The sequence below is a fragment of the Paenochrobactrum pullorum genome (assembly GCF_041929845.1).
Lineage (GTDB): Bacteria > Pseudomonadota > Alphaproteobacteria > Rhizobiales > Rhizobiaceae > Paenochrobactrum > Paenochrobactrum pullorum.
On the sequence record NZ_JBHEEH010000008.1, the window covers coordinates 57,029 to 69,859 of the forward strand.

11 protein-coding genes and 1 tRNA gene are annotated in these 12,831 nt (G+C 46.7%); 5 read left to right on the forward strand and 7 right to left on the reverse strand.

Annotation, left to right across the window (positions count from 1 at the left end; genetic code table 11):
* Positions 1–71: 71 nt before the first annotated feature.
* On the reverse strand, positions 72–908 hold the full coding sequence (locus JNC77_RS12130; protein ID WP_374832848.1) for a class I SAM-dependent methyltransferase: 837 nt from the start codon (positions 906–908) through the stop codon (positions 72–74).
* 48 nt (positions 909–956) lie between these two features.
* On the reverse strand, positions 957–1,964 hold the full coding sequence (gene galE / locus JNC77_RS12135; RefSeq protein WP_374832850.1) for a UDP-glucose 4-epimerase GalE: 1,008 nt from the start codon (positions 1,962–1,964) through the stop codon (positions 957–959).
* Positions 1,965–2,127: 163 nt separating this feature from the next.
* Here galE and mazG point away from each other — a divergent pair, with 163 nt between their 5' ends.
* The 3 genes from mazG to JNC77_RS12150 all read left to right on the forward strand — a co-directional run bounded on the left by mazG (position 2,128) and on the right by JNC77_RS12150 (position 3,817).
* Entirely contained in the window at positions 2,128–2,952 is an 825-nt protein-coding gene (gene mazG / locus JNC77_RS12140; protein ID WP_374832852.1) for a nucleoside triphosphate pyrophosphohydrolase, read from the forward strand.
* A gap of 74 nt (positions 2,953–3,026) precedes the next feature.
* Positions 3,027–3,470 carry a universal stress protein gene (locus tag JNC77_RS12145; RefSeq protein WP_374832854.1) on the forward strand — a complete coding sequence of 148 codons (444 nt, stop codon included), beginning with the start codon at positions 3,027–3,029 and terminating at the stop codon, positions 3,468–3,470.
* A 270-nt stretch (positions 3,471–3,740) separates the two neighbouring features.
* Positions 3,741–3,817: transfer RNA gene (locus tag JNC77_RS12150), tRNA-Asp, on the forward strand.
* A gap of 205 nt (positions 3,818–4,022) precedes the next feature.
* Here the strand turns inward: JNC77_RS12150 and JNC77_RS12155 are convergent.
* The 4 genes from JNC77_RS12155 to JNC77_RS12170 all read right to left on the reverse strand — a co-directional run bounded on the left by JNC77_RS12155 (position 4,023) and on the right by JNC77_RS12170 (position 7,818).
* Positions 4,023–4,637: an ABC-type transport auxiliary lipoprotein family protein gene (locus tag JNC77_RS12155; RefSeq protein WP_374832856.1), complete on the reverse strand. Its 615-nt coding sequence runs from the start codon at positions 4,635–4,637 to the stop codon at positions 4,023–4,025.
* A complete protein-coding gene (locus tag JNC77_RS12160) occupies positions 4,634–5,629 on the reverse strand; it encodes an MlaD family protein (protein ID WP_374832858.1) in 996 nt (331 codons plus the stop codon). Before JNC77_RS12160 ends, JNC77_RS12155 begins: the two co-directional genes overlap by 4 nt.
* Positions 5,630–5,632: 3 nt before the next feature.
* A complete protein-coding gene (locus tag JNC77_RS12165; protein ID WP_374832860.1) occupies positions 5,633–6,514 on the reverse strand; it encodes an ABC transporter ATP-binding protein in 882 nt (293 codons plus the stop codon).
* A 128-nt stretch (positions 6,515–6,642) separates the two neighbouring features.
* Entirely contained in the window at positions 6,643–7,818 is a 1,176-nt protein-coding gene (locus JNC77_RS12170) for an ABC transporter permease (RefSeq protein ID WP_374832862.1), read from the reverse strand.
* Positions 7,819–8,312: 494 nt separating this feature from the next.
* Here JNC77_RS12170 and JNC77_RS12175 point away from each other — a divergent pair, with 494 nt between their 5' ends.
* Together JNC77_RS12175 and JNC77_RS12180 are read left to right on the forward strand one after the other, a co-directional pair.
* Complete coding sequence (locus tag JNC77_RS12175; RefSeq protein WP_374832864.1) at positions 8,313–10,616, forward strand: NADP-dependent malic enzyme; 2,304 nt, start codon at positions 8,313–8,315, stop codon at positions 10,614–10,616.
* A 95-nt stretch (positions 10,617–10,711) separates the two neighbouring features.
* Entirely contained in the window at positions 10,712–11,533 is an 822-nt protein-coding gene (locus JNC77_RS12180) for a hypothetical protein (protein WP_374832866.1), read from the forward strand.
* Here JNC77_RS12180 and gltX read toward each other — a convergent pair.
* A complete protein-coding gene (gltX, locus tag JNC77_RS12185) occupies positions 11,457–12,830 on the reverse strand; it encodes a glutamate--tRNA ligase (protein WP_374832868.1) in 1,374 nt (457 codons plus the stop codon). The two genes, JNC77_RS12180 and gltX, sit on opposite strands and share 77 nt — an antisense overlap.
* Position 12,831: the final 1 nt, after the last annotated feature.

Below are 12,831 nucleotides of genomic sequence, written 5' to 3' on the forward strand. Positions count from 1 at the left end.
ATCATCCGGTTAACTCTTTAGTCGTATCCGAGGAGATACGTATTTATGCGTGAAAGTTCAACCAGACAGCGTCAAAGTGACCGCGCTACGATCAGCTGTCCCGGAACCGGCTGGCCTTGTTCATGACGTACAATAATGTTCTGACAAGCCAGACATTCAAAACCATGCGCTTCCACCAAACGACGTAAATAATTTTCTGCGTGCGCAAAACGCTGATAGGCACCAACCATATAATCACGCTTCTGAAAAATTTCATCTGATTGTGTTTCGGATGAAAAAGCAATCACACCACCTTGATTGATATGTGCTTTCAATCCGGCAAAAAAATCTTCCAATGCACCCATATAGGGCAAAACATCAGTTGCAACGATCAAATCCCACGGTGCAGCTGTGTTTTTTTGTAAAAACAACACCGCTTCGCTGACAAATAACGCATCATAATCACCTTTTTCATAGGCGATTTCGATCATGTTTTCAGAAATATCAACGCCGGTTTTGTGCGTGGCAATATCATCCAGCGCATCTGCCGAAAGGCCAGTGCCACAACCAAGATCAAGCATACGCTCAAACTGGCAATCTTCGTCCAACTTCAAAAGTACTTCACGCAATTGCAGCGGCACATCATAACCAAGCTGATCGACCAAAATCGTATCAAACATATCTGCATGCTGATCAAACAACGTTGCCACATAAGCATCCGGCGCTTTAGGCGGCACATCCCCTTTGCCCATACTGGCAAGTCTGACAGCAGCACCGGCATGATCAGAAGGATCGATTTGCAAAACTTCCTTATAAGCTAAGCTGGCAGCTTCAAAATCACCGGCTTTTTCAAGGCTTAACGCGCGCTCATAAGCTTCTTCCAAGGCTTCTTCATCAAAAGCTGCCGGTGTTTCATTATTCAAAGTCATTCTTTTTCCTTCGGCGAGCAAGTAGCGCATCAGCACACTTACAGCTTTTTATTGATATCCGTTTGGATTTTTACACTGCCAGTTCCACATGTCCTGACACATATCATTGAGTGTTTTTTGCGCCGACCAGTTCAATATCTCTTTTGCCCGTGCTGGATCGGCATAATATTCAGCAATATCACCAGCTCGACGCTGAGCAATCTCGTAAGGAACCGATTTTCCAGTCACTTTTTCATAAGCCCTGATTACTTCAAAAACACTATATCCCTGCCCTGTACCCAGATTGAGTGTCAAACATTGCGGCTCATCCAACATTTTCAAGGCTCGCACATGACCTTTAGCCACATCTTCCACATGGATATAATCACGCACACCCGTGCCGTCATGGGTCGGATAATCATTACCCCATATGGTCAATTTTTCACGTTTGCCGCTTACAACTTGCGCAATTAATGGCATCAGATTATTAGGCACACCTTTCGGATTTTCACCTATTAACCCGCTTTCATGCGCACCAACAGGATTGAAATAACGTAAAATAGCAATTTGCCAACTCGGATTACCACGATAAATATCGCGTAAAATATCTTCCACCACCAGTTTGCTGCGCCCATAAGTATTGGCGGGCAGCAACCGGTGATCCTCGGTAAATGGCAACTGCTCCGGCTCGCCATAAACTGTTGCCGATGAACTAAATACAATCCTTTTGACATCCACCGCACGCATAGCTTCCAGCAAACGAATAGTGCCGACTACGTTGCAATCATAATAATGCAACGGTTTTTGCGTTGATTCCGTCACAGATTTAAGGCCGGCAAAATGCATCACTGCATCACATTTATGACGCTTTAAAACTTGCTCCAGAAATATACGGTCACGCACATCACCTGCTTCGCGAAACAGCTTCCGTCCTGTAATTTCTTCCACCCGACGCAGAATTTCCGGATAACTATTATCAAAATTATCAACGACCACGACATCATAGCCAGCCTGCAACAGCTCAACACATGTGTGCGATCCGATATAACCGGCACCTCCGGTCACCATAACAGCCATGTTTCTGCCTTCCTGAAATGCCTTATCCGCTGCGCCTTCATATTATATCGGTCAATCTCACAAAATTGAAAGGAATGATCAAAAAATAGATGAGGCAACGCTCAACCATGATAGACATATTGAGAATCGCATAGCATCGCAACGGATAGATTTGGAGACTATTTTGCAACCTTCCGGCAAAATTGAAAGACTGCTTGAAATCATGGCAGCACTTCGCAATCCTGAAACTGGCTGCCCTTGGGATGTAGAGCAAAGCTATGAAACTATTGCTCCTTATACTTTGGAAGAAGTCTATGAAGTGCTGGATGCTATCGAGCGTCAGGACAAAGATGATTTACGCGAAGAATTAGGCGATTTGCTGTTGCAAGTCGTGTTCCATGCGCGCATCGCCGAGGAAGAAGGCGCATTTGACTTTGAAGATGTCGTACATGCCATCACCCATAAAATGATCCGTCGCCATCCGCATGTGTTTGGCGATGAAGAAGCCCGTAATGCCGGTATGGCTAAAGGGGCTTGGGGGCGCATTAAGCAGGAAGAAAAAGCCGAACGTGAACAGCGCCGTGCTAACGCGGGATTGCCTACGTTGGAGAAGAACGGTTATCTCGATGATATTCCACGTGCTTTTCCTGCATTATTGCGCGCTTTAAAGCTCCAATTAAAGGCTGCCAAAGTTGGCTTTGACTGGAGCGAGCCGGAACCGATTCTCGCAAAGATCGAAGAAGAAATAGCAGAACTCAAACAAGCGAAACTATCGGCTGATCAGAAGCATATTGAAGAAGAATATGGTGATTTGCTCTTTGCTATGGTCAATCTGGGACGACATATGAATATCGACCCGGAAATTGCTCTGATGCGTGCCAATGATAAGTTTCTCAACCGGTTCCACTATATCGAGAAAAGCCTCAAGCAAAACGGTTCATCACCGGAACAATCCAATTTGGAAGAAATGGAAACGCTCTGGCAAAAAGCCAAAGCAAGCGGTTTGTGATGGTTTCTTGATCACAATCAATGCATCTGCGGCTCCAGCATTTAATATCCAAATATCACACCAAAGGGGATTTCATGTTCAAGCATATTCTAGTCGCAGCCGATGGCTCCGAAACCTCCATCAAAAGCATCAAATATGCTGTTGAACTGGCCAAAAAACATGAAAGCAAGCTCACGGTTCTGACCGTCAGCATTCCCTATTCCCTCTCAAGTTTCACGGTAGCATGGCAAAATGCACCAATCGACAGCGATGATTACGACAAAACCATCGAAGAAGCCGCCTCCCGCATTCTGCAAGAGGCAAATGATATTGCCACTGTTTCCGGCGTTGTGATGGCTACGCGTCATATTTCGGAAGTGTCTGCCGCCACAGCGATTGTCGACACTGCCGATCAATTGGATTGTGATCTGATCATCATGGCCTCACACGGACGACGCGGCGTCGTAAGAAGGCTTTTAGGCAGCCAGACCAACGAAGTTTTACAAATGAGCCGGATACCAGTGCTGGTCTATCGCTGATAGAAAATAAGATTCGTACTATTTTTCATATATTTATCTTCGGTTTTTGATATTTTGATGCGACTGATTATATCCGCCGCATCATTTTTCTAACGATCCAAAGCCGATAATCGTTTTTTTAAATTTTAGCCTGTGGGTAATGAAAACTTTTGTCATATTCTGCAAAATACAGCATTGACGAATGCAATATATAACATTAAACAACCACTCATGTTCAGCAGCAATGCTAAACAGCTAAGGCCTTCAAATAGAAAGCCTCTTTTAAAATGCGCGGGTGTAGCTCAGTTGGTTAGAGTGCCGGCCTGTCACGCCGGAGGTCGCGGGTTCGAGCCCCGTCACTCGCGCCATTTTAAAAACAACAGTTGAGAATTCTCCTGCATTTCCTTCCGGTCTTTAAACTACCCATTCATGGTTATGACTTTGATAATCATTGCTCTGCTTTGGTAAAAACGCCTTTGCATGATGATCTTTTAAAATAAAATTTTTTGACTTTAGAAATAAAAAGCCACCCATTAAGGGTGGCTTTTAACTGAGCAAAATTGAACGCTTAACTCATATCACAAGGAAAGACCAGCTGACGATTTCAGCTGCGGTTTTCTCAAATGCCTGGTCCAAAGCAGCAAGATAAGCATTATTACCGCTACCACGAACCTGCACGACATTACGGAATACTTTCGTTGATCGTATATGTCCGTTCTTATCATCCATAACCCGTACAGCAAGCTCAACGACTGCCGTTTGCGGTGATGTGGATGCACGAATGCCGAATTCACGAATATCTGTCAGTATCTGATAATTGATCGCCAGACCATCACCCGGACGCCCTACGCCACCGAGCAAGCCGGTATTTTCGTAAGCCTGCACAAGACGCGACTGGATAATATTCGGCAGACGATCCCCCCATTGGGCACCGCTCAGATATGCAATTGATCCCGATGCCGGATTGACCACAATATTCTGACTATCTAGTGCCTTGAGTGCGGCAGGAGCTGCCACCAAGATTTGTACAGATTTACGGCTTTTTGCTGTAACTGCGGAGTTTGGCGCACTCAAACTATAGGTATCAAGCGGCGCGGTGGTGCCGCAGGATGCCATTAATCCGGCAAGTCCAGCAATCATCAAGCCAAAACGGGCTCGCTTCAGGAGCTTGACATCAAATTGACTCATCGACGTGATCTCCCGTCATATTGCGGCACATTACCCTGACCGCCAAAGATAATACGTTGCGGATTCTTCTCAAGATCGGTGATGGCCTGCTCGATACGCTGGATCGCACGTCTGCTCTCATTGACCGCAGTCTCCACATCACGCAATCCCTGCCCCGAGAAACGCTGTATATTATCGGTAATCGGTGCCATACGATTATTAAGATTATCGGAGGTTTTACGGATGGATTCGAGCGTTGCATTAAGCTGTGCAACAACACCGTTTTTATCATCAGCAGACAACATATTATCTGCTTTTTGCATAATATCTTCCACACGCATCGAAGCATTATTCAGTCGTGACATCATTTCACGCGCATCCTTGATCATCAGCTGAATGTCTTCTGCATTTGAACCAAGTTTCTCAACAATGTCGGAATTTTTGGCCAAAGCATCTGTGAAGGTGCGCGTGTTTTTCACTGTATCTGTCAGTGGCTCACGTACATCGCGGATAAAACCTTCCAAAGCACCGATAGCACTGTTGGCACGGGCAAAAATATCCTGTGCCGTGGCAAGCAAATTGTTCACAATCGACGGATCGGCATTGATACGGGCAACATAGCCCCCTTCATTAGCTGTGGTCAGCAAATTCGGCTCATCCAGACGGCCACCTTTAAGCTCGACATAAGCCTGTCCGGTCAAACCCTGGAAGCCAAGAGTTGCAACCGTTGAACGCGTGATCGGCGTTGTTGCATTCACCTGCGTCAACACAATCACCATATCAGGATTGGTTTCATCCAGATGGAGACGGCGTACATCGCCGACTTTAATCCCGTTGAACAGCACCTGACTGCCCTGCGCAAGGCCTGTGACAGAGCCCGGAATTCTGATTTCGAGCGGCAGTGAATCGCGTGCCTCACCATAGCGCGCAATCCAATACACAAATCCGAAAGCAATGAGGCTGACGATCAGTGTAAAAACGCCCACCAGAACGTAATTGGCTTTCGTTTCCATAATTTACCCTGCCTGCGAGCGGAAAGTGCCGGGTCTGCGCCGGCTCGGTGCGGAAAGATCAATCTGCCGCGCCCGCTTGCCACGAAAATAAGATTTAACCCAAGGATCATCAAACTCCAGCATTTCTTCCATACTGCCGCTGACGAGTACTTTTTTATTGCCCAATACCGCTATCCGGTCACAAATTGCAAACAAACTGTCAAGATCGTGGGTCACCATATAAACGGTCAATCCCATCGTATCGCGCAAATTAGCGATCAGATCATCAAATTCTGCTGCACCAATCGGATCAAGTCCGGAAGTCGGCTCATCAAGAAACACCACATCCGGATCAAGCGCCAAAGAACGGGCCAAAGCTGCACGTTTGATCATACCGCCGGAAAGTTCAGACGGAAACTTTTCGGCCGTATCAGGTTTCAGCCCCACCAAATCAATTTTCAATCTGGCCAGCTCATCCATCAGCTTTGGCGAAAGATCGAGATATTCGCGCATTGGTACCTGAATATTTTCCAAGACATTCAGCGCAGAAAACAGCGCACCATGCTGGAACAATACCCCCATACGCATATCAACGGCCATTTTTGAACGTTCATTCAAACCATCAAGATTTTGTCCGAACACTTCGATTTTGCCGGTTTTCTTAGGGGTCAGGCCTAAGATTGCACGCATCAAAACAGATTTTCCGGAACCTGACGGCCCGATAAAACCCAAGACTTCACCGGGGTAAATATCAAGATTGAGCTTGTCCAGCACAGTGTTTTTGCCAAAAGCCACAGTGACATCACGAACAGAAATAATCGGTTCATGTTCATTATTGCCCATTGTCTCATGCTCACCGTTGCTCAAGACATGTGCTTTCTGGTTACCTTGATACTGCTGCTCCATATATACTCTTTAACTCAATCTGACGTATTTTACGAATATCAATAATATTCTAAAATGATTATTCTTTAGACCTGTGATCATTTAGTCATGGCAATGATTGTTATAACCACTTTTATTGCTGTACCTCATTAAAAATCAATCGCAGCATAGAACATTGCAAACAAACCATCGATCACAATCACCACAAAAATGGATTTGACCACCGAAGCTGTTACACGCCGACCCAAAGATTCTGCACTGCCGCCAACTTTCAAACCTTCGACTGAAGCCATAATACCGATAATCATCGCCATGAACGGCGCTTTGATCAATCCTGCAAAATAAGTATTCAATGCTACCGCATCATGCAGACGCGCAATAAATGCCTCTGGTGAAATATTGGAATAAAACCATGCAACGCCACCGGCACCCAAAAGGGCTGCCACATCGGCCAGAATAGTCAACAATGGCAACACAATCACCAAAGCGACCAAACGCGGAAAAACCAATACACCGACAGGGTTGAGCCCCATAACCTTCAAAGCGTCAGTTTCCTCACGCATTTTCATCGAACCGATTTCTGCGGTAATCGCACTGCCTGACCGGCCGGCAATCATAATGGCCGTCAGCAAAACCCCCAGTTCGCGCAATACCAAAATACCGACAAGGTCAACGACAAAGATTTCAGCACCGAAATAACGTAACTGGAACGCGCCCTGCTGCGCAATAATTGCTCCGACAATCATCGACATCAACATGACGATGGGTATTGCACCCACGCCCATCCGGTGCATTTGATGCACGATTGCCGGCATACTGATACCAGTACCGCGCCCCTGCTTCATTTGCGACCCGCGAATAGTGGATCCTAAAATATACATCGACATTTTAAAGTCTTTGTACATCGAGAAGACACCTTCGCCGATTGCGGCAAAAAATGTCGTCAAGAAGAAGTCTTTTTTGTCTTTTTTGCGCTGCGTAACAGGTTCGACTGCCTTGCCGACCTCTTGCATCAATGGCTGCCAACTAGCCTTCAAGCCGATGATCTCAACCTGAACATCAGTCCCCTCAAATGATTGACGCAGACGCTCGATCAACCAAGCACCTGCCGTATCCAACCCCTGCACATCGCTCATATCAATCTGGATGAAACCGGAACGATGCGAACGCTCAAGCTTGCGCATCTGCATATCGATCTGGTTGACACAATGCGTCGTCCAACGACCGCTCAAGCAAAGCATTTCGCCGTTTTCCTGTTTCGTGACGCTGATTTGGGGGGCGGCACGCATTTGTTTTTTTGCATCACTTACAGTGTCGGTCAACATGCAGCTTTCTATATACGAGTCGCACAAACCTTAACAGCCTATTAAAATTGGCTTTATTTCGATCAATATACAACCGTTTAGTTAAGCGCATTTAGCAGACGAATGACAGAAAAGCGATAATCCTATAATAAAGATATTATTATAACATCTGGATGCTTGCTGCATGTCGATTTAAGCTTTAATGCAGAAGGAGAAGTTTGCCAATGATACCGGAGCACTCCTGATGCCACCGCCTGCGCCATATCATCATAAGCCAGCCACATATCTTGATATGTGTTTAAAAGCGGGCGCATTCAGCGGCGACAAATCATCACCTTTAAGTGACATGAATATTCGTTAAAGGTGATTATCAATTCTGGCTCTAATCACCAAACCAATCCCTGATATATTGCTTTGACCGTAACAGAAGAAAATACTGTCAAGGCAGAAAGCGGAAAAATCACGCTGATGAAACAGGATGGCTGCCAGAGTAATATTATGAAAGCGAGACGAACATGACGACTAAAACCCCTTCGGGCCGTTCAGATTTCGACGAAGCAGCGCTTTATTTCCATCGCTACCCGAAGCCGGGCAAACTGGAAATTCAAGCGACCAAACCTTTAGGCAACCAGCGTGACCTTGCACTCGCTTATTCGCCAGGTGTTGCAGCGCCTTGCCTTGCCATTCAGGAAGATCCGGCATTGGCTGCCGATTTTACTGCTCGTGCTAATCTTGTGGCAGTCGTCTCCAACGGTACTGCGGTTTTAGGCCTCGGCAATATCGGCCCGCTTGCTTCCAAACCAGTGATGGAAGGTAAAGCAGTTCTCTTCAAAAAATTTGCTGATATTGATGTTTTCGATATCGAAATTGATGCTCTCAAAGTCGAGCAAATGGTTGATACCATTAGCGCGCTGGAGCCGACCTTCGGCGGTATCAATCTCGAAGACATCAAAGCACCGGAATGTTTTGAAGTTGAAGAGCAGCTTCGTGAAAAGATGAATATTCCAGTATTTCATGACGATCAGCACGGCACGGCGATTATCGTTGCAGCCGCTGTCATGAATGGTCTGGAACTTGCCGGTAAAAAATTGAGCGATGTCAAAATCGTCACCTCCGGTGCGGGTGCTGCCGCAATCGCGTGTCTTAACCTTCTCGTCTCGATGGGTGCAAAACGCGAAAATATCTGGGTCAATGATATTGATGGTCTGGTTTACGACGGTCGCAACACATTGATGGATCGCTGGAAATCCGTTTATGCGCAAAAAACCGACCATCGCGCATTGGCAGATGTCATTGGTGGCGCAGATGTATTCCTCGGCCTTTCCGCCGCTGGCGTTCTCAAGCCTGAACTCTTGAGCCAGATGGCACCAAATCCGCTCATCATGGCACTGGCCAATCCGACACCCGAAATTATGCCGGAAGCTGCACGCGCTGTTCGCGCCGATGCAATCATCTGCACCGGTCGCTCCGACTATCCAAATCAGGTCAATAACGTTCTTTGTTTCCCTTACATCTTCCGCGGTGCATTGGATGTTGGCGCAACCGCCATCAACGAAGAAATGAAGATGGCAACTGTGATGGCGATTGCTGGTCTGGCACGTGAAGAAGTGTCGGATGTTGCAGCCAAAGCCTATTCGGGCGATACGCCAAGCTTCGGCCCTGACTATATCATTCCATCACCATTTGACCCTCGCCTCATTTTGCGCATTGCACCAGCCGTTGCAAAAGCTGCAATGGACACCGGCGTTGCCACTCGCCCAATTGAAGATATGGAAGCTTATATTGATAAGCTTAACCGTTATGTCTTCCGCTCCGGTCTTATTATGAAACCGGTTTTTGCCGCATCCCGTTCGGCCAGCAAAAAGCGCGTGATCTACGCCAATGGTGAAGATGAACGTGTGCTGCGTGCAGCACAAGTGGTGTTGGAAGAAGGCATTGCTATTCCAACCCTTATTGGCCGCCCAAGTGTAATCGAAACACGCTTGAAACGTTTTGCCCTCAAAATCCGTCCCGGAGTTGATTTTGAAATCATCAACCCGGAAGATGATCCGCGCTACCGTGACTATGTCGAGCTGATGCACAAGCTGACTGGTCGCCAAGGCATCACACCGGAAGCGGCGCGTGCGCTGGTTCGCACCAACCCGACTGTGATTGCGGCTTTGGCAGTGGTGCGTGATGAAGCCGATGCGCTTATCTGTGGCTTGGAAGGTCGTTTTGAACGCCAGCTAACATTGGTTAAACAGATATTGGGCATTGAAGCACCATTGCGTGATCTTTCAACGCTCAGCCTGCTGATTTCTCCGCGTCAGACTTTATTCTTCACCGACACCTATGTGAATATTGATCCGACCGCAGAAGAAATCGCCGAAATGACTATTCTGGCTGCGAAAGAAATTCGCCGCTTTGGTATTGAACCGAAGGCGGCACTTCTCTCGCATTCCAACTTCGGCTCGCGCGATTCCGAAAGTGCAGCCAAAATGCGCAAAGCCTGCAACATCTTACAACAGGTTTCGCCCGAACTTGAAGTTGATGGCGAAATGCATGGCGATGCGGCTCTGTCGCAAATCCAGCGTGATCGTGTCTTCCCGAATTCACGCCTCAAAGGCGAAGCCAACTTGCTGGTGTTCCCGAATTTGGATGCTGCCAACATCACCATGAATGTGGTGAAGATGATGACAGATGCACTGCATGTCGGCCCGATCCTGCTGGGTGCAGCCCGTCCGGCGCATATTCTGACCCCATCGGTAACCTCGCGCGGTATCGTCAACATGACAGCTTTGGCTGTTGTGGAAGCTTCACAACGTGCAGTTCAAAAATAAACTCAAGGTTGCAAAATACAACTATTAGTAGTTAGTTAACTATAATATGCAAATATTCCCCCAGATTTCATTCATCGTTCTGGGGGAATATCGACGTGCAATATACTTCACGACTTTCAGTACGCATTTTTACTTTTTTTATATTTTTGACATTAACCTTGATTTTAGCTGGCTGTTCACAAACAAGCCAACCTAAAAGCTGCACGGCAGCTCAAAAAAACAAACTAATCAAAGAATATAATTTACTCAGCTATCAAATAATTAAAAAACGAAGTGAACTTATCACTGCGCATGAGAATATATTAAACTCCAATTGCCGAAGATCACCATTTTCTACTCGCGGGAAATCTAAATTCTGTGACTGGCAAGTTGCGAAAATTGCTGCACTTCAGTCAGATATGCAAACATTGCAAAATCAGGCAGAGATCTATCACGCCGTTATCAATGGCAACTCAATTACACATCCTTCATTACGTGATGACGGATGCACTATTCGCGATAGCCATCGATATAAGCAGAAAATCAATGCTTCACGAAAAACAGATAAAACATCGGCTCGAGCAAAAGCTGCAAAATATTCAAAGCTGAACAACGCGGAAAATTCCGTTAAAGAATTGTCTGGAAAACTAGAAAGACACCCGTTGGAGGATGAGGAATATAAGGTCTACACACCGCCGGCATCGGTGAAAATTACCCATGAAATAGTGCCGGAAACACTGGATAAAAAAGACAGCGAGCTAAAAAACGAACCGGTTAAAGCTTTGTCCTTTTCACCGGTTTCACAGGAGCTAAAAAACGTGGCAGCAGGGGCAGAGCGCCCCTATCAGCCCGATCCAAAAATTAGGGTAGTCGGTTCAAAGTTCTTTCCCGACCAAGAAGCGGTAACATCTCAGCCAGTTCCGGACCAGACTCCTTAAGTGTCAATGCCAAACGCAAGGGCATGAACAAAGATTTGCCCTTGCGTCCTGTGGCAGCCTGCACTTGCTTCGTCCATGTTTTCCATGTGGTATTGTCCCATGGTTCAGCTGGCAAAAGTGCAAAAGCTTCACGAACAAAATCACGGTCTTCGTCAGAAAGTTCGGGCTTGTCGCGCAAATCGCCAAACACAATCGGCCACCAAAGAGCCGCATCGGCCACACGTTCCAGATTGCCGCGAACCAGCAGCCAGAAACTTTCGGCTTTGTCACCTTGAATGCCCTGCTCTGCCAAACGGTCAGCAACATCGGCATAGCTATATTGATGGATCAATGCACGATTTAATGCATCCAAATCAGACGGATCAAACTTGGCAGCAGATTTGGATGTAGCCGCGGCATCAACTTTTGTCGCAAGCTCCGCCATTGTTGCAACAGGTACCACATTTTCAGAGGTACCAATCAGCACAGCCAAAGATGCAACCGCCATAGGCTCATAACCACTGTCACGTAGGCTTCCGATAGACAATGCACCACTGCGCTTCGACAGCCCCTCACCTGAAACGGTGGTCAGCAGATTATGATGTCCAAACACTGGCGGCTTTGCACCAAGCGCTTCAAAAATTGCAATCTGCACACCGGTATTGGTGACATGGTCATCACCGCGAATAATATGGGTGATGCCCATATCAATATCATCAACTACGGATGGCAGCGTATAAAGATAAGTTCCATCCTCGCGCACCAGCACCGGATCAGACATTGAAGCCAGATCGACAGTTTGTGGGCCACGCACCAGATCATCCCAATGCACTTCGGTACGCTGGGTTTCAAATGGATTTTCAGCAAAATTTGGCAGCAGGAAGCGCCAATGCGGTTTGCGGCCTTCAGCTTCAAAAGCGGCTTTTTCTTCTTCCGTAAGTTTCAGTGCTTCACGACCATAAACCGGCGGTAGGCGACGGGTCAGGCGAATTTTACGGCGACGTTCCAGCTCTTCAGCCGTTTCATAGCAAGCATAAAGTAGCCCTGCTTCTTTCAGTTTATCAACTGCCCGCTGATAAACATCAAAACGCTTTGACTGATATTCAACGCGCGAAGGTTTGATACCCAGCCAATCAAGATCGGTAGCGATGGCTTCCGAATATTCTTGTTTGGAGCGTTCAACATCGGTATCGTCATAACGTAAAACATAATTGCCGCCATTTTTAAGGGCAAACAACCAGTTAAACAAAGCAGGACGGGTATTGCCGATATGGATATATCCCGTTGGTGACGGAGCAAAACGCACTGTAACAGTCATC